Annotated in this window: 22 protein-coding genes and 1 pseudogene; 14 read left to right on the forward strand and 9 right to left on the reverse strand. The window is 41.5% G+C overall.

Annotated features, from left to right (window positions below):
- Window positions 1-322 precede the first annotated feature (322 nt).
- The gene (locus V7K36_RS25255) at window positions 323-1,432 is read left to right on the forward strand and encodes a response regulator (RefSeq protein ID WP_335120395.1); all 1,110 of its coding nucleotides are present in this window, start codon (window positions 323-325) and stop codon (window positions 1,430-1,432) included.
- 56 nt (window positions 1,433-1,488) lie between these two features.
- Window positions 1,489-1,878 carry a response regulator gene (locus V7K36_RS25260; RefSeq protein ID WP_335120397.1) on the forward strand — a complete coding sequence of 130 codons (390 nt, stop codon included), beginning with the start codon at window positions 1,489-1,491 and terminating at the stop codon, window positions 1,876-1,878.
- Between the two features lie 51 nt (window positions 1,879-1,929).
- Here V7K36_RS25260 and V7K36_RS25265 read toward each other — a convergent pair whose 3' ends face one another.
- Window positions 1,930-2,895, reverse strand: a complete 966-nt coding sequence (locus V7K36_RS25265) for an SGNH/GDSL hydrolase family protein (protein ID WP_335120399.1) — start codon at window positions 2,893-2,895, stop codon at window positions 1,930-1,932.
- 563 nt (window positions 2,896-3,458) lie between these two features.
- Between V7K36_RS25265 and V7K36_RS25270 the strand changes: the two genes are divergently transcribed.
- Window positions 3,459-4,811, forward strand: a complete 1,353-nt coding sequence (locus V7K36_RS25270; protein WP_334823790.1) for a helix-hairpin-helix domain-containing protein — start codon at window positions 3,459-3,461, stop codon at window positions 4,809-4,811.
- 203 nt (window positions 4,812-5,014) lie between these two features.
- Entirely contained in the window at window positions 5,015-5,611 is a 597-nt protein-coding gene (locus tag V7K36_RS25275) for a hypothetical protein (protein ID WP_335120401.1), read from the forward strand.
- Here V7K36_RS25275 and V7K36_RS25280 read toward each other — a convergent pair.
- Window positions 5,595-6,032, reverse strand: a complete 438-nt coding sequence (locus tag V7K36_RS25280) for a hypothetical protein (RefSeq protein ID WP_335120403.1) — start codon at window positions 6,030-6,032, stop codon at window positions 5,595-5,597. The genes V7K36_RS25275 and V7K36_RS25280 overlap by 17 nt on opposite strands.
- A 16-nt stretch (window positions 6,033-6,048) precedes the next feature.
- Here V7K36_RS25280 and V7K36_RS25285 point away from each other — a divergent pair, with 16 nt between their 5' ends.
- The 3 genes from V7K36_RS25285 (at window position 6,049) to V7K36_RS25295 (ending at window position 7,154) form a co-directional block, all read left to right on the forward strand.
- Complete coding sequence (locus V7K36_RS25285; RefSeq protein WP_334823795.1) at window positions 6,049-6,372, forward strand: hypothetical protein; 324 nt, start codon at window positions 6,049-6,051, stop codon at window positions 6,370-6,372.
- A gap of 109 nt (window positions 6,373-6,481) precedes the next feature.
- On the forward strand, window positions 6,482-6,796 hold the full coding sequence (locus V7K36_RS25290) for a hypothetical protein (protein WP_335120485.1): 315 nt from the start codon (window positions 6,482-6,484) through the stop codon (window positions 6,794-6,796).
- The gene (locus tag V7K36_RS25295; RefSeq protein ID WP_334945237.1) at window positions 6,786-7,154 is read left to right on the forward strand and encodes a pentapeptide repeat-containing protein; all 369 of its coding nucleotides are present in this window, start codon (window positions 6,786-6,788) and stop codon (window positions 7,152-7,154) included. The genes V7K36_RS25290 and V7K36_RS25295 overlap by 11 nt, the downstream gene beginning before the upstream one ends.
- A gap of 115 nt (window positions 7,155-7,269) precedes the next feature.
- On the opposite strand, the gene V7K36_RS25300 is transcribed toward V7K36_RS25295, so the two are convergent.
- The gene (locus V7K36_RS25300) at window positions 7,270-8,232 is read right to left on the reverse strand and encodes a LysR substrate-binding domain-containing protein (protein WP_335120405.1); all 963 of its coding nucleotides are present in this window, start codon (window positions 8,230-8,232) and stop codon (window positions 7,270-7,272) included.
- Between the two features lie 200 nt (window positions 8,233-8,432).
- On the opposite strand from V7K36_RS25300, the gene V7K36_RS25305 reads away from it, so the two are divergent.
- The 3 genes from V7K36_RS25305 to V7K36_RS25315 all read left to right on the forward strand — a co-directional run bounded on the left by V7K36_RS25305 (window position 8,433) and on the right by V7K36_RS25315 (window position 10,780).
- Entirely contained in the window at window positions 8,433-9,143 is a 711-nt protein-coding gene (locus V7K36_RS25305; RefSeq protein WP_335120407.1) for a cadmium resistance transporter, read from the forward strand.
- Window positions 9,144-9,222: 79 nt separating this feature from the next.
- On the forward strand, window positions 9,223-9,885 hold the full coding sequence (locus V7K36_RS25310; RefSeq protein ID WP_335120409.1) for a hypothetical protein: 663 nt from the start codon (window positions 9,223-9,225) through the stop codon (window positions 9,883-9,885).
- 337 nt (window positions 9,886-10,222) lie between these two features.
- The gene (locus tag V7K36_RS25315; protein WP_335120411.1) at window positions 10,223-10,780 is read left to right on the forward strand and encodes a YidH family protein; all 558 of its coding nucleotides are present in this window, start codon (window positions 10,223-10,225) and stop codon (window positions 10,778-10,780) included.
- A gap of 8 nt (window positions 10,781-10,788) precedes the next feature.
- Here the strand turns inward: V7K36_RS25315 and V7K36_RS25320 are convergent, their stop codons facing one another.
- Together V7K36_RS25320 and V7K36_RS25325 are read right to left on the reverse strand one after the other, a co-directional pair.
- Entirely contained in the window at window positions 10,789-11,511 is a 723-nt protein-coding gene (locus V7K36_RS25320; RefSeq protein WP_335120413.1) for a class I SAM-dependent methyltransferase, read from the reverse strand.
- A gap of 497 nt (window positions 11,512-12,008) precedes the next feature.
- A complete protein-coding gene (locus V7K36_RS25325) occupies window positions 12,009-12,242 on the reverse strand; it encodes an EF-hand domain-containing protein (RefSeq protein WP_335120415.1) in 234 nt (77 codons plus the stop codon).
- Window positions 12,243-12,330: 88 nt separating this feature from the next.
- On the opposite strand from V7K36_RS25325, the gene V7K36_RS25330 reads away from it, so the two are divergent.
- From V7K36_RS25330 to V7K36_RS25340, 3 genes are all read left to right on the forward strand, one after another.
- On the forward strand, window positions 12,331-12,474 hold the full coding sequence (locus V7K36_RS25330; protein WP_335120417.1) for a hypothetical protein: 144 nt from the start codon (window positions 12,331-12,333) through the stop codon (window positions 12,472-12,474).
- A gap of 383 nt (window positions 12,475-12,857) precedes the next feature.
- Window positions 12,858-13,382 carry a tyrosine-type recombinase/integrase gene (locus tag V7K36_RS25335; protein ID WP_442948516.1) on the forward strand — a complete coding sequence of 175 codons (525 nt, stop codon included), beginning with the start codon at window positions 12,858-12,860 and terminating at the stop codon, window positions 13,380-13,382.
- A 37-nt stretch (window positions 13,383-13,419) separates the two neighbouring features.
- On the forward strand, window positions 13,420-13,860 hold the full coding sequence (locus tag V7K36_RS25340) for a hypothetical protein (RefSeq protein WP_335120418.1): 441 nt from the start codon (window positions 13,420-13,422) through the stop codon (window positions 13,858-13,860).
- 219 nt (window positions 13,861-14,079) lie between these two features.
- Here V7K36_RS25340 and V7K36_RS34300 read toward each other — a convergent pair.
- Window positions 14,080-14,259 (reverse strand): annotated as a pseudogene (locus tag V7K36_RS34300) (DUF3850 domain-containing protein); the annotation flags it as partial.
- A gap of 76 nt (window positions 14,260-14,335) precedes the next feature.
- The gene (locus tag V7K36_RS25345) at window positions 14,336-14,668 is read right to left on the reverse strand and encodes a nucleoside triphosphate pyrophosphohydrolase family protein (RefSeq protein ID WP_335120420.1); all 333 of its coding nucleotides are present in this window, start codon (window positions 14,666-14,668) and stop codon (window positions 14,336-14,338) included.
- Window positions 14,669-15,540: 872 nt separating this feature from the next.
- Between V7K36_RS25345 and V7K36_RS25350 the strand changes: the two genes are divergently transcribed.
- The gene (locus V7K36_RS25350) at window positions 15,541-16,626 is read left to right on the forward strand and encodes a WD40 repeat domain-containing protein (protein WP_335120422.1); all 1,086 of its coding nucleotides are present in this window, start codon (window positions 15,541-15,543) and stop codon (window positions 16,624-16,626) included.
- 171 nt (window positions 16,627-16,797) lie between these two features.
- Here V7K36_RS25350 and V7K36_RS25355 read toward each other — a convergent pair whose 3' ends face one another.
- Together V7K36_RS25355 and V7K36_RS25360 are read right to left on the reverse strand one after the other, a co-directional pair.
- Complete coding sequence (locus V7K36_RS25355) at window positions 16,798-17,946, reverse strand: alanine--glyoxylate aminotransferase family protein (protein WP_335120424.1); 1,149 nt, start codon at window positions 17,944-17,946, stop codon at window positions 16,798-16,800.
- An 845-nt stretch (window positions 17,947-18,791) separates the two neighbouring features.
- On the reverse strand, window positions 18,792-18,947 hold the full coding sequence (locus V7K36_RS25360) for a hypothetical protein (protein WP_335120426.1): 156 nt from the start codon (window positions 18,945-18,947) through the stop codon (window positions 18,792-18,794).
- Between the last annotated feature and the right edge of the window lie 606 nt (window positions 18,948-19,553).

Here is a 19,553-nt window from a genome sequence, read left to right on the forward strand (position 1 = left end):
GTGACACTTGAGTTACTGTTAGATTGGCTAGATTAGCGAAAGATACAGAAAACCAATCTAATTTTTGAAATACTATATCCTGGCAACTAGTCGGGCAATTTTGCTATTGGAAAATAGCATGAATTGCTTTAGTTGTAACTTGTGGATTATAGCTTAACAGAGATTGGTGAATTAAGAGTTGGGGGGTGTGGAATCTCTGTACTAACTCAAATGTGACCGCTATATTTATCTGACAGTGCTTCCAACAAAATCGCGGTGAATTCCGAAAAGGTAATTCACTAATTTTGCCTGCAAATGTTAATTTTATTCCAGAGCCATCGCAATGAAGACACTTCCGATTAGTAGATACAGATTTTTCCAAAAGCTTCAGCCTTTATCTCTGTTAAAAAAAATTACTGGTAAGTCGGTTACTGGTTGTTTACAGGTGTTTAGCACCTCAGGCTCTTGGTCAATATATATGGATGAGGGTAAACTCATTTATGCCTGTTACTCAGAGAAAATGTTTGAGCCGCTTTACAGAAATTTGCAACGCTTGAGTCAGCAAATTTCTACTCTCCCTCGCGGAATAGACGAACAGTTGCGGGCGATATTTGAAACTGGTATTGAAAATCAAGCAATACCGAATCCAGATTATCTGGCTATTTGCTGGTTAGTCAATCAGAAATATATCAGTTTCTCTCAAGCGGCGATACTGATAGAGCAATTAGCGCTAGAAGTTCTGGAGTCATTTATGAACTTAGAAGAGGGGAGTTATGAATTTATTCCTGACAGCTTTCTGGATGATATGCCAAAGTTTTGTTATCTAAATCTCCGCTTATTAGTTGAACGATGTCGAACGCCCCGAAGCGTTGGCGTTGGCGAAGACTCTCGTAGAGAAGCGGCTTATCATCAGACATCGCCAACTTCTCAATCGCATCCCTCACAATTGTTCCAAATAAATCAGCTACAACCTCAAGCCAAAGCTACACCAAAGTTGCCTAGAACAAACGGCTATAAACCAGCAGCCTACCCTATTAATACTAATGATCATAGGGGTCAGCGAATCATCCAACGGCCTGTTGACAAAAAACTCTACACAATCTTTTGTATTGACGACAGTCCTGCGGTATTGAATGTTATTAAAAGTTATTTAGATGAGCAAACCTTTTCTGTTGTCGGAGTCACCGATTCTTTAAAAGCTTTAATGCAAATTGTTCGCACAAAACCCGACATAATTTTGTTGGATATTTCGATGCCTAATTTAGACGGGTATGAACTCTGCACTTTGCTGCGTAAACACTCACATTTTAAAAATACACCTGTGATTATGGTGTCAGGAAAAGTAGGATTTATAGATAGAGCTAAAGCTAAGATGGTTGGAGCATCAGGTTATTTAACTAAGCCGTTTACAGAAGGAGATTTACTAAAAGTCATCTTTCAACATATTTTTTAATTTCCTAATATAAAAAATAACTCCACTTAACCAACATATTTTTTGGAGATTTAAGGTTGAGTATTACCTGGATACCTACCATTCTGGTTATAGAAGATTGCCTGAGTAAATTGAAATTAATTAGTCATTATCTCAGCGATAGGGGTTACAATATTATTAAGGCGACTAGTGCTAAAGAAGCTCTAGAAATAATCTTAGAAGAAAAGCCAGATGCGATTGTTACTGATGTAGTAATGCCAGGAATGAGTGGATTTGAATTGTGTCGCTTCATCAAAACAAATCCGACTAGTCAAAAAGTGCCGATTCTAATTTGTAGCAGCAAAAATCAGGCAATTCACCGCTTGTGGGCAAAGAAGCAAGCTGCTGATGCCTATATAATTAAGCCATATACGCCTGAGCAGCTACTGAATGTCATTCAATCATTGGCGCATAAACCGACAAATTAGTTTATAGGACATAACGCAATATTGTTCAGTTACGTATAGTAGCCCATGTTATTAGTGAGCAAGTGACGCCTCCCCTAGTATTTCTAAAAGCGATCGCTCCATAACTTCACTGACAAATTTATTACCTTGCAAGTTGAGGTGAATGTGATCGTGATACAAAGCTTGCGGCTTGGTAGTTGAATTGAATATCGGTAAAAAGTCTATATAATTAATTTGCTGTGCTTTGGTAAAATCGTTTAATCGCTGGCGAGCTTTAATTTCGTAATCGCGGCAACCTGGTTCACCAATTTCTCGCAGTAAGGGAGTTATGACTAATAGAAATTGACTGTTGGTTTGGCGAGTCAGGGCTTGAATTTTGCCGATGGCCTCCAGATTAATTCCAACGCGATCGCCTGCTTCATTATGCACTGCTTTCATTTCGGGAATTGGCTTTTCTTTGACGATATAACGTTGCCACACTTCCACTAATGCTAGGGGAGGTTTACTATCGGGATAGTTGCGATCGCGTCCTACCGGTAAAGAAGTGGGAGGAGTAGCAAACAAATCATCGGTATTAATTAATAAGATTACCGCTTGGGCGTTGAAATTGCTAAACTTCTGTAAATAAGCTAACTCGTTCCTTGGACCCCAAGAGTTAGCTGAAGCATTCAATACTTCTACTTCCTGATAATTACTATTAGTGGATGATGCCAGAGAATGCATCATCAGGCCTGATATTGTATTAGTCTGATCTGTCCACCAGCCACCATTCGCAATAGAATCACCTAACAGTAAAACTCGCAGCCCAGAAGGTGCAGGTGTCTTATTTATCGGACTACTTCGCATCGAATACTGATTAATTTCAATGCGATTACCAAAACGATGGGTATACTGGTTAGGAGCCAATAAATAACCAATCTGCTCATCGCCAATGTAAATCAGGGGATTACCAAAGCCAAAGAGCGATCGCAGTGCAATCTCGACTACCACAAACAATCCCATAACCACCGCCAAAATTACGATCAGCGCCACTTTCACCTACTCACACCCTCTGATACCGAGTTGCCTTTCAACGATAGTAACTCACGCATTCGGCATTGGAAAGAGGCACAGGGGGGGTGCAGAAGGGAAAACTTTTCTCCCCAGCTAAGAGGATGTTTTAAAAGTATTATTGCTAACAGCAAAAGCTCCTAAACTTAACCCCCACATTCCCTTGTAGAGAAGGTAATATGGGAGTTTAAAAGCTTCTTGACCTTTCGGCTAGAGGAATGGAAGCGAGTTTTTTTAGTATACTTTTAGACTTGACAAACATCCTCTAAGAGTTCCCCTGCTTCTTCCCCACTCCCTAGTCATCTGACTAAGCGGATCAACTATGTATTGCAATATGTTTAATAAACTTGAAAAGCAGCAATTATATAGCTATTAACTGTCTATTTAAGAGGTTGCCAAAGTTTTGATATATTTAGGCTACTTTTGTGTAAGAGTGTAGCAGTGTTTTCTAGTGATATAATTTTATATTATAGGTATTAATACAACTACAATTGTCATCATTTTATCAATTAATTAATTTTGCAATTTTTTTTTCCGGGGGTTAGGTTAAGATGATAAAAATAGCCATACGTAAGTATTTAGGCAAACAAAATGTCTATGACATTGGAGTTGAGCGTGACCATAATTTTGCGATTAAAAATGGCTTAATAGCTTCCAATTGTTTCAATAAATCCCATTCGACTGCATATGGTTATGTAACTTATCAAACGGCATATTTAAAAGCTAATTATCCATTGGAATATATGGCGGCACTGTTAACGGCTAACAGTGGCGATACCGATAAGGTACAGAGATATATTACTAACTGTACAAATATGGGTATTTCTATAGATCCGCCAGATATTAATCGTTCTGGTGTTGATTTTACGCCGATAGCGGGAAAGATTCTGTTTGGATTTTCGGCGGTGCGTAACGTGGGACAGAATGCGATCGTCTGTATTTTGGAGGCGAGAAATGAGACAGGAGAGTTTAAATCCCTTCCTGATTTTTGCTCCCGCGTCGATTTACGTGCTGTTAACCGCCGGACTCTAGAATCGCTGATTTACTGTGGAGCCTTTGACAAAATTCAACCCAACCGCCAACAGTTAATTAACGACTTAGAATTAGTGTATGATTGGGCACAATCTCGCGCTAAAGATAAAGCTAGTGGTCAAGGAAATCTCTTGGATTTATTAGGCGACGGATTTTCTTCAACTCAGAATAAAAGAGCAAATAATGCCTTTGAAACTGCTCCCAAATCTCAACCTGTGATGGATTTTACCCCACAGGAAAAGTTGCAGAAGGAGAAAGAATTATTAGGCTTTTATGTATCAGATCATCCACTGAAATCCTTACGGCAAATAGCACCACTTTTGACGCCAATTAACCTTTCGCAACTGGGAGAACAAAAGGAAGAAATAAGGCTTTGTGCAGTTGTCATGTTGAATAACGTGAAAAAAGTGGTTACGAAAAAAGGCGATCAAATGGCAATTTTGCAAATAGAAGACCTCACTACACAAACAGAAGCTGTAGTCTTTCCCAAAACCTATGAACGCATTAGTTCCCTACTCCAAGTTGATACTAGATTGATTATTTGGGGAAAGGTAGATCGACGCGATGAGCAAACTCAATTTATCCTTGAAGATGCAGAACCAGTAGAAACAGTACAAATGGTGATGGTGGAGTTAAATCCCCAACAAGCAGGTAATATCGAAGAACTACATCGCTTGAAAACAATTTTGCAAGAACAGTCAGGAGACAAAGAAAAGGCAAAAATGCCAGTGATTGGAATTATCCAAACTGAAAATTCTCGTAAACTTGTTCGCTTGGGTTGGCAATTTTGCGTACAAGATTCTAGAATAACTGTTCAAGCTTTGCAAAACGCCAGTTTTACTGCTCATATAAAATCGCTGACTGGTAGGTAAGTCCAGAAGTGAAAAATCTACTAATACTGAAAATCAGGTTAAAAATTAGTTTTGCCCAACTGTCAACAGTAAATTACCTTAACTATTCAGGATTGGGATCATTTTTTTAGTTACTTGTGCGGATGATATTTTCCTTAAGGTAGTGGTATCTTTTTATGCTAATACCCTTAAGGCTGCGACCGGGGGAAGGAGTTAGGAACTTGATGATCGTAAACGAGCTAGATAAATTTGTTTCATACTGTAAAAGAATTCAACCCCAAACTCAGGAGGACATTCAGAAATTTTTTGAAGGAGTGATCTTGTTTCCTTATGATAAGGAACTTCTATTGCAAGCTTATTTATTTCTGAATATTAAAGAATTGTTTCCCTCGTGCGCTGAATTGCTGTTATTTGAAAAATCCCCAATTTCAGATTATACAGATTTAGGGAAGTGTGATTTTGTCTTCCTGACCTTTAAAGGTAGTCTGTTTTTAATTGAAACTAAGTTTATTGATACAGAAGCAACAGGAGCTACAGAAAGAAAAAGAAGAAATAAACATAGAAATAAGGTATTTGAGCAAGTTATTACTTTAAAAGGCCGATTTAGTGAATATTGGAATATGAGGCTAGATCAATTAGAATGCGGGGTTTTCACAACAGATTCAGAAGTTGCTTGGCGAGGAAATGGTGTGAACGTCACATCTAAATCAATATCTATAGATTATCTCGAAAAATGGCGAAGAAGTTATCACAGTAGTGAAAAAGTTTCATCTTATCAAGATGGGTTAAAGTTTGAGGGGAAAGTTAATTTGAAAGGTTGAGTTTTGACCAAGTATACTTTTGACGGTGATTTGCCTCCCATAACCTTGTAGAATTTGTTGAGCGATGCTTGGATTGGGCTGCTCGGTGTCGCAAGTCCGAGTCCAAATCCACCAGATTCCTAAAAGCAATTTCATCTTTGTCCAACCATAGGTAACGTTGACCCGGAAAACATGTGAGATTACTTGAATAAGTACCAAAAGCCTGACAGGAAACCATACTAATGAGAATTTGGGCTACTACTGCTGTGTTAGCTTCTTCTTGGCTAATATCTGGGGTCATAAGTTCTGAGCCAATCAACGCTACTTCTGTTTTGGTAGAAAATGCTATATTATCTCCTGCGCCAACGAATACAAAACAGATTACTGTTATTAACACCGAGTTCGGGCTTAGGAGAGTTGACTCCAAAGGTAACGTTACCATTTTCCAGACAACAAGAGTGCCACTTCAGGAAGGAAATGCCTACGGATGGCGAATTAAACTCAAAGACTACCAAGGTGAAGTTAAATGGCGCGAAGTCTTGCATTTACCAAAACCTCCAGAAACCTGGGGTACAGATAACGGTGAAGACTTCTCAATATCAGCAGACGGCACTACATCTGTGACACGGCGCACACAGCCGGCTCCAAAGGGTGTGATTGAGAATTTTTGGACGATCGCTCCTGGCGATCCGGTTGGTAAGCATAGAATAGAGGTCTATATTGATGACCGTTTGATCAGTACTTTCGAGTTTGAACTTATTCCAGTTAATCCAGTTAAGTAGATGTGAAAGGGATTGGGCATTGGACATTGTTTATTTCCCCCTGCTCACCTTAACCTTAAGCTGAGGAGTATCTTAGAGATAGAAGTTTGATTCTTGTTGGATGGCGATCGTGAATACAGAGGAATTCATCCGATTAATCGAAAAGCAGCGCCCATGTCCTGAGACACTGCCAAAAGGGCTGCAAGCAATGTGGTATGAGAAGAAAGGTGATTGGAGCAAAGCTCATGAAATACTTGGAAATGCCAGCGATGCCGATAGTGCCTGGGTTCATGCTTACCTGCACCGCAAAGAAGGCGATTTGTACAATGCCCGTTTCTGGTATCAACGCAGTGGTCAGCCAGAGTTTTTAGGAGAACTAAGCCAAGAATGGGAACAAATAACTTCTGTATTGCTAAGGAAGGTCAACGCGACGGATGAATGCTGAGGAATTAAAACGGCGTTTTGCCGCCGGGGAAAGATATTTTCCAGCCCTCAACTTGAGTAGGTACAAGCTGATTGGAGCCTATTTGCCTGGAATTAATTTATGGGGATCTGACTTGAGTGGAGCTAACCTAGCTAAAGCTAAACTCTGGGGAGCAGATTTGAGTAGAGCTAACTTATCCAAAGTAAACTTTACCAGAGCTAATTTGAGCGGTGTCAAACTGAATGAAGCAAATCTCCGGGGAGCTAAACTCAACCATGCCAAGTTGTATGGAGCGAATCTGACTGGCGCTTACTACGATGAAAGTACACGGTTTTCTAGAGGTTTTGACCCCATCAGTAAAAATATGCAGAAGGTGTAAAGAGGATTGGGGACTGGGGAATTTGTTACCCCTGACTCAGGCGTGGGGTATTCTGAATTGTGTCTTCTGACTCCTTCTCATATTTTTTCATATACATTGAATTTTTCTCGCCGACTTACTTATTTAACATAGACGATATCAACATTTGTTCAAAGACTTTGGAGAGAGCAGTTTGAAAACGCTGACGATGCTTGAGTTTGAAAAAAGGTCGAACTATTTCTGCGTAGGCGTAGCCCAACCTAGGCATCGCACCGTTACCCTCTCTATTATCAATAACTCGAATTGCCCGCAGAGTTCCTAGTTGTATTTCTTTTTTTACCATCAACTCAGAAATTCCAATTGCACCGACACCATCTTCGATCGCTGCCTTTGTCATCTCTCCACTATTGAATACTAAAATTACATTCAGTTCACTGAGATTGATTCCCCAATTTTGGAGGGCTTCCTCAAACCTTTGCTGGGTTCCAGAACCTGGTTCTCGCATCACCCAAAGGGTTTGAGTCAATTGGCTTAAGTCAATTTCTCCCCACTCAAACCAAGGGTGTTTTTGACCTACCACAATTTGCAAGCGATCTCTCCCCACTATTTCGTACTCTAGAGTATTCTGGAGCGCTGGCTTCACATCTCCTTCCACCAAACCTAAATCAAACTGTCCTGTGGCCGTTCCGACACAAATCTCTTCTGTATTAGCAAGGCTACAGTCAATCTGGATACCGGGATATCGGCTCTTAAACTCACTAATCTTACTTGGTAGCCAGTAGTTACCAATTGTCAGACTCGACCCTAATTTCAATTCACCCCGTTGCAGATTGTTCAATTCTCGCAATCCCCTTTCAGTCAAGGAAACTTGATCGAGAATTTTCCGCGCTTCCACTTGCAGTAATTTACCCGCCTCAGCAATCTCGATATGGCGACCAATCCGATGAAATAGTTTCACTCCATATTCTTGCTCTAAGTTGTGGATTGCTGCACTAACGGCAGGTTGTGTAATATAAAGCTCCTCTGCGGCGCGAGTAAAGTGTAACTGCTGTGCTACAGCTAGAAAGATTTTTAGCTGCTCAAGCGTCATTCCTGCCATTTATGGTATCCCTACAACTTTGTGTCAAAATTTTAATCACTTTCATTTATCATTCTGACAAACAAAAGCATTTGATTCTATCGGTTAGTTTGACTAAAGTATAAATCAAGGCTTTCTACTTAGTCATTAGTCATTTGTCCTTTGTAAATGACCAATGCCCCATGCCCAATTAGCAAGCATGAAAATAAGGACTTCCAAAAATGAACGATTTAGTAACTGCAATTACCACAGGGATTACCGCATTCACTGCCACCAACATCGATGATATTGTGGTTCTGACGTTGCTTTTTTCGCAAATAAGTAAAACGTTCCGCAATCATCACATCCTGGCTGGTCAGTATCTCGGTTTTGCTGCATTGATCATTGCTAGCCTTCCCGGTTTCTTCGGTGGACTAATCATACCGCAAGACTGGATTAGACTACTTGGTTTAATGCCAATAATCATTGGTGTGAGTAGTTTACTAAAACGCGAAGAGGATTCACCAGAGTCAGCCGAAGAAGAAACCGAGCCGTCTTGTCCTTCTATAGTTAGCAGTTTTCTCTCTCCGCAAACTTGTAACGTAGCTGCGATCGCCTTTGCTAATGGTAGTGATAATATCAGTGTCTACGTGCCTCTGTTTGCCAATTCTGAGTTAGATAGTCTGCTGATGATACTGAGTGTATTTTTTACACTAGTGGGCGTGTGGTGTTATGCCGCTTATAAGTTGACCTACTTGCCTGCGATCGCAAACTTTTTAACTGAAAATGGCAATACTTTTGTGCCTTGTATCTTGATTGGCTTAGGTGTATTTATTGTTACAGAAAATGTTACTTGGACTCTTTTATCTGTAGTTTCTAGTTATATATTCTCATTGATTTTAGGTTTCAATACTCAGCCGTTGAGTGAAGAACAAGAAAAACTAAGTATCTAGAAAGATGTGCATCATGGATTTTCTCGCAAAAATGAATTTAAAACTACAAAATATCTTACCTATCAACAGGAATCAAAACATGAAACTCTGGAAATCTCTGCTAATTCTGTTAATGATTGTCGCTAATCTCGCCTTTGCTCAACCTTCTTTTGCTGATAGACCAAAGTTTAGCAAAAACCCTGATTATATCGAAGTCACTAAAGCTCTTAAGGAACTGTCTCAGACAAAAGATGCCCAAACTCAAGTTGAAGGTCTTACACCAGAAGAAATTCAAAAGAGAACTGAGGAATTAACACTGCAAAAATATGCTTTAGAGACAGGAATCAACTGGGGTCAATGCGAAAACCAAACAGGTAAGACCATAGCAGTTTACGGCAAAAGACCAAATAGTGAAGACAATGAAGATGCCGTATACGACAATAATTTGTATTTTATTGCTAATGGTCAGTCCACTAAAAAGAATTGGGATTGTGATGGCATCTATCTAGCGAATGATGTCAAGGTAGCAAATTTCACTTCTAGTCCGAATGGTCAAGGTGAAGAATTGAGAGGGCCGGTGGCTCTGAAGATCCTTGATGGAACTCAGTTGGTGATTAAGACAAATCCAGCTACTGCTGCGATTGAATTGAATGTTCCGACTGTGAAAGTGATCACCGGCAAAGAGGCTAACTGGTTTATCCCAGATATATCGCAGGCTGTCATAGAGACACGAGTTCCTAATGCGCCTAGCAATCAGGCTTGAAATAGAACTGCATAGTCTATTTTGGAATTATTCTTCTCAATTTAAATACGGTAACAGCCAAAATCAGAGGAAAAACAGGACATACACTGGTGAAAAACCTCTCTGAATCTTGGCTGTTTTTTTAGAACCCCTTATTACTTACATGGTTGGGGCGTCAACCATTAAGTTAGGTGATGTCAGACAGTCCGAGACTGCAATTGCTGTTTGAGCTTAGAATCCCCCGTTTTCTAAACGGGGGAGTATGTCAAAGTTGCTCTGTACCATTAATTACGAATTCCGAATTATTCGGTCAGCTTGTTTTATTTCTATATCTGCATTAAAATAAATTTTGAAAAAAATGTACAATCACAACAGGCATATTTCAGTAGCGCAACTATTGCGCTGGGTGCAAGTCATCTGGAAAGAGATTTCCTACTACCTTCGCATTTTTTTGATAAGAGCCGCTTTGGGAATAAGGGTGTTATTGATGCAGTTAAAATTGAAACCTACAGAAGAAGATAAAGATAAAAAAAAGCCAGGACGACTCAACCCGTCCAGAGTTAGAGATCACTTGGCAAATGAGCGTACCTACCTCGCTTGGATGCGGACAGGGATCGCTCTTTTGGGTTTTGGTGTCGTCATCGTGCGTTTGCGTGCTTTCCAAGTACCTTTGATACCCCATCCTGGGAACGGTTGGAAGTTAGGTTTAGTCTTCTCGCTGGTGGGTTTAATCACGGTGTGGCTCTCAACTGCACACTATTTCGCAGTCCGTCGTGATATCGAAGAAGATACTTATGAACCGACAGACCGATGGGTGTTGCTGTTCAGTCTCGCTGTGATGATTCTCGGAACTGGGGTAATCTATTTTGTTTTTACAACTTCTTTAGATCCATTAAGTCCACTTATCCCTGAGTAATAGTATTTTCAAAACCGTACTTTATACAACTCAAATAATTCCCCTGATTTCTGCGCTATTACTTTACCACCAGCCGTCTTAATCGTTTTTTCCCATTCAGCCACAGGTTCTAAAAATACCTCAGCCCCCAAATAGGTTTCCAGAACTGCCCAATCTTCCGCTAAAGGCTTTTCTGGATTGAGGATGTCAAACACAAAATGTCCACCTGGTTTTAACACCCGCTTGACTTCTGCGATTACAGCATCCCAATATTCGAGTGGAAAATAGCAGCTGAATCCGGTGGCGATCGCTAGGTCAAATTGCTCTGATGAGTAGTTTAACTGATGGGCTGCTCCCAATTCAACACCTTTGAACAGCTTGGAATTCAACTGTGGTCCACGGGAATTAAGGGTATCACGTGCCACATTACTGATTTCTTGCCCATGAAAAAATGCTTGCCAATCCCGCCAAGGATAAATTAAAAAGCTGATACCACAGCCAATATCTATACAGTGTTGGTTTTTTTGAGGTTGAGCGATTTCCCAAAAAGGGGAAGCAATTCTCCCTGAGAAACTACCAGCAATCCACTCCCGGAATATTGGCATCGCCTGTACTTCTGTTGGGAGTTCAAAGGTTTCACCTTGATATTCTCGGTTAAAGCGGTAGGCTACTTGGGCTAATCTTTCGTCCCAGTTGGTTGATTTGGGTGAAGCAAAGAGATTTTGGAACTGCGAATCGGACTTTTTGGACATTATATTTCTGTTGGTCTTTCTAAGGATTGTAGTCAAATTCGCTTTGCGATGTCTGTTGACAAGCCACTTCTCTACGAGACGCTCCGCGAACGTGTCTACGCACTCCAATCTAATCTCCTGCGGGAGTTTGTCCGACTTCGTAGGTGTAGTCAACATCCAAAAGCATCAAATAGTATCACATTTCTCTTTGAGAGACGTAAAGATTAGATGGATAACAATTTACTGGCTTTTTTTGCGGGTGCTGGGTTGCTCGTCCTCTATCTCATCTTTTCTGCATTGACGGAAATGGGGACTAAACTACCCTGGAAGAAATAAGCAAATGGGGCGATGAATATAGGGATAGGGATGGACAGTTTCTAAAATCAAAAATATGTAAATTGAATACGCTGTGGTATTCTCGCGACGTTTTTCACAAAATGCTGACAATGAGAAGAATAACCCTCACACCTTACAGGGTATGAGGATAATAGGGTATTGATACTCTTGTTTTTTGACTGCTAGTTTAAATTACTTGCTTTCTCAACAGCTTGCTTTAACTCTTCAAAAGTAATACTACCGTCTTTGTCTGAATCATACTGTACTAGTAACTCCTGGGGACTACTGGTATTTGTTTCTGATGAGATGATTGCACTTAAGCCAGGACTTAAAAAAAGATCATTAATGGAGACTTTGCCGTCTTGATCGCTATCTAAGGTATTAAAAAGAGATTGAAGCTCTTGCTCGGTTGTCATAAGTTTCTATCTGAATTAATTTTTCAATTTAATATCTCAAAATCTTGACAAAGACGCAAGGACACTTAAGACAGTTAAGGTGTACGCTGTGATACAGGGTCTACAGTCTGACAATGAAAATCAATCGGCACGGCCGAGCCAAGATTCTCACACAGCAAGAGATACAATTAATTTTCAGTCACGGACTCGACAACGACCGCGATCGCACTTTGTTTGGTGTCTGCCTGTTTAGTACCTGTAGAATCCGTGAATGCTGTACGCTACAAACTCAATATATCTACACACCCAAGGGCAATGTCAGTCCCCGGCTGATTATCAGGAAAGCAAACATAAGAAAATCAAGATTTAGGAGTAGTCAAAGCTAGGCGATTGCCAGTCTCCAAGCTAGATTTATCCCCTTTTCCTGCGCCCTCGCAGACATTTGTGCAATTACCATAATCATAACTCTACTTAGGTTAAATAACTTTTTATAATATAAAAACCCTATTTTATACGGAGATAACCCCACAAATGAAAATTCCCCATCGTCGCGATCGTACCTCTCCATAAACCAAAAACCCCACAGATTTACTCTGTACTCCTTTCTAGCCATTTTAGGATGTCAGTGCCTGTAGAATCCGTGAATGCTGTACGCTACAAACTCAAGACATTTACACACCCAAAGGTTTTGTTAGACCACGGCTGATTATTAGGAAGTCAAACACCAAGGGGAAGCTAGCTACTAGGTCAATCCCAGTGATTGAAGATTTACGGCGGTTATTGGGTGAATACTACCCACTGGCAGGAGAGATTTATCTGTTTCCCGGTCGCAGTGAAGGTGATATCAGCGAAGACTCAGCCGCTAGGATTTTGAGAGGAGCTTGCAAACAAGCTGGGGTAATTGGCGTATCGACGCACAGTTTTAGGCGCACCGCGCTCACCCAGATGAGTAACGCTAATATTCCACTGCGGGTAATTCAGGAAATCTCAGGGCATCGGAATTTAGAGCAGTTGCAGAAATATTTGGAAGTGAGCGATGAGCAGGTATTGGGGGCGGCGGCTAGCTTGGCTATGCTATCCCCTGTGGCTAGAAGTGGTGTAGAGCTAGACACTGATAAAAAGCTAGAAATTGAAGCAAGGAGTATGTATCCCATTGATTAAATCATCCTCAATATTATTTTTTGCGATAATAATTGCTATGAAAAGATTTTTAAATTTTTGTATTAGCGTTAAAAATTTATGGTATTTATTGATTTTAATTTACTCAATGCAAAGTATAACTGAATCAAAAAGGGAGTTAGAGATGGTTAATAGTTTGACTGCTTGTCAAATTAGAAAGACAACAAACCGTTTTATTATTGGTACTGCTGCAATGGCTGTTGCTTGCAGTAGCATTGCTTTAACTCCAGCTACTGCTGATGCCGTTATTCGCGACTATTCATGTAGTGCTGGAGGTTTTAGAGGCACAATTCGAGTCGATTACAATCAAGGTGTCGGAAGAAATGCAAGCTCAATAATAAGAGTCAACTATATAATTAACAAGGGAAGAAATAGAGGCGGAAATAAAGCAAATGTTAGTTATAGTGACGGAGCAACCCTACCCATTAAAAAATTCTATACCGGAGATGCTGGCATCTAAGACAATAATCAGCATTACTTGGGTGGCAGCTATTCACGAGGTTTTGGAAGCGTTTCTGCTAGGTTCGTTTTTGATAAAAGCTTTGCTCCTGATCCTAGTTGTAATGTGAATATTACATTCTGAGGGAAGGATATCGTCAAATGAACCAATCATGTCTATATATTGGGGTGCGATCGCTCTACTCCACAAACCAAAAAAACACGCTGCTTAAGGTGGTTCTCACTTCCAACTCCACAAGATACCAAAGACAACATATCCAGGCTGCAATCCTACAAAGTTTTCTAGAACGTAAGTGATTTGATATTTAAAACTGACTCTACCAGTGTATTGATTTGTAGTTGCATCGAATTCTCTGAGTATGACACAATCTCCGATTTTAAAATCACGGTCATTCAATCTGACTTCAAAATTTTCTTACCATCTACCACAGCTTGAAAATATTCAAGCAATGTTTTTAATTCGTGTGTTTGCATAATTATCTATCGCTACCACTACCTAGTTGAGTGCCATTTTCGTTTCTCTTTTGCAACTTGCTGATATTCATAGTTAGAATATCTTCAAAATCAATATCGAACTCTTTAGCCAGCAGTACCAGATATGCTGTCACATCGCCTAATTCTTTAGTCAAATTTCCTTTGAAGTTTTCAGCTTTAGCGTCACCTCTAAAATGCCGTTTAATGATTCCCATTACCTCGCCTACTTCCTCAGATAATCCACTGCTATAAGTTGGCAAGGCTTTATCAGTTCCAAATATCGGGTAGTGTTTACTAATTTTGATAATCTCATCTTGGTATTCTTTGGGGGTCATTGAATTAATTCTTAGTTGTTTGCGGTTTTGTATTTTTGGTGAATATGTTGGGAAATGGAAATAATTTGGTAGTGGCTACGCTCTGTCGCTTCTCTTGCTTGACGATAACCAACTAACAATTCTTCTTCGCTCAAGTGGTTGGCGATGTCTACGACGGGCTATTCGGCGTCGCAATCTATTTCGGCATGGTACTCGGATAGATCCACTGCAACGATTCAACCTTATTATAATTACAGCTATTTTCAGGTAAATAGACCACGCAGTACGGGTACAGCATTGCTGTGCCCCTACGATAGATGTGGTTCAAATACTTGAATTCTGCTGTAATTATCCGAACTTGATATTACAGCTATTTTCAGGTAAATAGACCACGCGGTAGGGGCACAGCATTACTGTGCCTTAGGACAGATGTGGTTCAAATACTTGAATTCTGCTGTAACCCAAGCTGCTGAATTGTTAATGCTTCGACTTACAATGCCATTGCATGAGCGCTTATACCCGACCATCTCATCAGGCATTGTTGGCTTGACAGACTACTAGCTCCAACTATACATCCATCTGACCAGCCTTTTAGGGACTTGCAAAAGTCATCGACATCGTAAAAGAACTCTTCTAGACTGAGCATGGTGTCATTCGATTAAGCGAATGTTAGCAATGTCAACGTATCCGACAGCCTTTCCTTTATTTGGAACTTACGTTAATTCTTATAACTTACTTAAGTAGGTCGGCGTAAATAATTATTGTTGGGATAAGGCAGGGGACAGAAAGCAGAGAGCAGGGTGAAAAAGAGTTTGAGCCTTATTTACTTTTCTTCACACAGTTTGGTTTTATTGCACTGACTTACTTACACTTACTTCAGGAGAACAGTACTGATGTTAGACAACTGGTTGAGCAAAAAACAGATATGCCTGCTGCGTGGTGTGGCGGTTCTGATTTTTCTGGCACAGATTGGGGCATTTGTCTGGGGCAGTTACCGAGCCACGAATATCTGCAAGTTGTCGCAACCGCATTCCCCCTATTGCGATTTGACAGTAGTGCAGACATTGACCGGGGAAGCGTCAGCGATTGCCCTCGGTGCTGATGGTCATACCTTGATCAGTAGCAGCAACAAAACTATTACCGTCTGGCATCTGCCCAATCAGCAACCGCAATTAACCCTCCAAGGACATACCAACAATATCTATGACCTTGCCCTAGACACCGATGGTCAAACGTTAGTGAGTGGGAGTTTTGACAAAACTATTAAGGTCTGGAATCTAGCCACTGGAAAACTCAAATTCACCCTGAAAGGGCATTCTGAGGCTGTGAATGCGGTCGCGATCACGCCCGATCAGCAAACGGTTGTGAGTGCCAGTTCCGACAAGACCATTAAGGTGTGGAATTTGGCAACTGGACAATTAAGGAACACGTGGGCAGAAACACCGGATGCCTTGATAGCATTAGCGCTGAGTCCGAATGGTCAGACTTTGATTAGTAGCGATTCGGGCGATCGCATCACCCTGTGGGATTTGGCAACTGGACAAAAAGGCATCACCTTGACCGTACACTATGGTACAGTCTCCGCTTTAGCTATTAGTCGCAACGGCAAGTTGCTGGCCAGTGGCAGTGCCAAGCAGGTGAAGTTATGGAACCTGGCAACGGGAGAATTGTTGCAGGATTTTGAGGGCTTCTATTTTCCTCAGATCACCATCGCCTTTAGTCTCGATGGGCAGTCTTTAATTGCCGGTGGAGGATACAAACCATATCGAATTTGGAATCTGACAACGGGGGAGATGGAGGCAACTCTGGCGAAGGACAGCAACTGGTCGGGGGCAATGGTGTTTAGTAGGAATGGCAAGACCCTGATTACTGGAACTCAGGACGGAATCACAGTGTGGAGATTTGCTGCGCCGAGCGACACGGTTGATCATGCTAGGAATGAGAGAAACCTGGACGATTTTACGCAAGTAGAAACATAATTAAGGCACGATTTTTTCCGACGTAATCCACTGATTCACTTTGGATAGAGTGAAGTATCGATTTTCATTTTCCTTTAATTCTCAAACAATGTTAGCGCGATGCCTAGGTTGGGCTACGCCTTTTGTATCAGGTGCGTTACACTACTGTTAACGCACCTAATTAGGCCAAAACTACTTAGGCAAAACTTGCCTTAGTGCTGCTAAAAGTTGGTCAACGCTTTCCTTACGACTATTAAAGCCCATCAATCCTACGCGCCAAACTTTACCAGCGAGTTCGCCAAGACCACCGCCAATTTCAATATTATGTTCATTGAGTAACTGCCGAGCGATCGCTTTCCCATCTACCCCTGTTGGAATGCGGACAGTGGTGAGCGTTGGCAGTCTATACTCCTGCTCAACGTGCATACTCAGTCCTAAGTTCTCCAACCCTTCCCAGAGATATTCTACGTTCTTTTGATGCCGCTGCCAGGAGTTTGCTAACCCCTCTTCTGCAAGCAAACGTAGTGCTTCCCGCAATGCATAGTATAAATTAATCGGTGCTGTATGGTGATAGGTGCGTTCAGGCCCCCAATACTTGCCCAGCAACAGCATATCCAAATACCAGTTTGCAACCTTCGTTTGGCGCTGTTGCAATTTCTCAACTGCACGCGCACTCATGGTAAAGGGTGAAGCACCAGGTGGGCAACCTAACCCTTTTTGGCTACAACTATAAGCTAGGTCAACTCCCCAAGCATCCAAAAACAAGGGGACGCCACCCAAACTTGTGACTGAATCCACTAGTAAGAAAGTGCCAAATTCACGACACAAATCAGCGACTCCTTCCAACGGTTGACGTGCGCCGGTAGAGGTTTCGGCATGAACTAGAGCTAAAATAGTTGGACGATGAGTTTTTAAGGCTGTTTGAAGTTCATCGAGGTTGAAGACTTGTCCCCAAGGTTTGGTAATGGTTCGCACATCTGCGCCATAACGTCCAGCCATATCCACAAGGCGATTACCGAAGTAACCAGCTACACCAATTAAAACCACATCACCGGGTTCAACGGCATTGGCGATGGTTGCCTCCATTGCGGCTGTTCCCGTACCGCTGACTGCAATGGTGAGTGGATTTTCAGTTTGCCATACGTAGCGTAGCAATGACTGAATTTCATCCAGGAGTGCGAGAAAAGCTGGGTCAAGATGCCCAACGGGTGAAGTATTCATCGCCTGGAGAACTGTAGGATGAGCATTGGAAGGTCCAGGCCCTAACAGTAGACGGGATGGAATTTCTAGCGGTGTGAGTTGCAAGCGCCCAGAGTCGTTAATTGAAATTGTTTGCGTCATAATCTGTCTTCGCTTAGACAATACTTACCGGATCATAGAGCGATCGCATCACCGATGTTTTACCTGAACCGAATGTTGCCTCTGTTCACCGCAAATCGGGAGTGATCACATGAATTTTTGGGCGTTCTGAGTCCCACCCCTGAGCGATATTTGATTTTAATCATGAAAATAGAAAATATTGTCTGGATACTAAGAAATTGAAAAATGTTGTCTGGGTATAATAATTCTTTAGACGGATGCGGAAATGTTTGGAGTCTTATTAGATGTTAATTTTTTAGAAGGATGCGGAAATGTTTGGAGTCTCATATTAAAGTGTTTTTGTGGATTTACGCAGAACGGAACGTATTTCCGTCATTGCGAGCGAAGCGTTCGCGGAGCGTCTCGAATAGAAGCAATCTCAACTGCGTTTGCCTCGCAATGACCAATCATCGCTCAGTCGAGTCCTCGCGTAGTCCTAGTCCTGAGTGAAAAAATCTGAAAATGAAGAAAAACAACCAAAAACAAAAGAGTCCGGAAGTCAAATTAGTTCTCTGAACTCTCACCGGCTACGGAGGGCAAAATTCAGGGGGGCATCCAGCCTCAGCCTTTCCCTCCCGGCAGCAAGGACAAACTGGATTTACTCTTCACAAAGAGACCGGATTAGTTTAGTTACGACCGATGACCCGACCAACCATCCGTCTGAATTTACCACAGACCGTTCCTCATGTCAAAAGCCTTTTTCCACACCACACCTTGTGGCGTTCGATTCGCCTCTTTGAATTGACGCACATTAGGCGACATCGGTTTCGATTCCTGGCACGGCATCGAGTCCCTGGCACGGCGTCGAACCCGAGGTTAATTCGTAATTACGTGAATAACTGCATAGCTATTTTGGGGTCGTAGCAGTTAGCCATTACAAACTTAAGGGCTACCTTGATGACTTCCGAATCAGCAACTTCCCAATCATCCCAAAGTAATTTCATTTGACCAGGGGATGATTTATTTTTGTCTTTACGCTTCACTACTTTTGGTAGCAGTTAAGTTCTCCAGTGGTAGCGTTTCTCTGGCTTGGATCAAAGCGATTTCAATACGGTTCGGTTAGCTTGTTTATCACTCGAAGATCCCCCCAACCCCCCGATAAATTGGCTTGCTATTTTCCTTATTTACCCCCTTTTTAAGGGGGTCGCCGTAGGCGGGGGGATCTATATCCGAACCGTATTGAGAGCGATTTGGGTGTAAATCGTCAACTAATAGAGACGATTAGAGCCAAGTTAAAGTAAGTATTCTCCTATAGGTTTCAATTTCTTAGAGGGTTAAATTGGAGCGCGATACCTGCGGCGGTCACTGAGCCTTGTCGTTCGCGCAGCGTCTCGTAGAGAAGTGTGGGCAGAGCCAACGCTATTTAAGCCACCATTCGCCAGAAAGCTTCATGAAATGCCGTCGTTGCATTATGTTAGGGCGATATGGTTGAATAATTTTGGCGATCGCTAAACGCCACTGATGAGCAGCTTCATTCATTATGTCCCCTCTAAACAAGTGATATTTTCCTATTTAACTTACCCAAAAAGACTTGTATTATAACGGAGATTATGCTATCAAATTTTGCTCAAGACAAAAATCAGTAAACC

The organism is Nostoc sp. (assembly GCF_036919555.1).
Lineage (GTDB): Bacteria > Cyanobacteriota > Cyanobacteriia > Cyanobacteriales > Nostocaceae > Nostoc.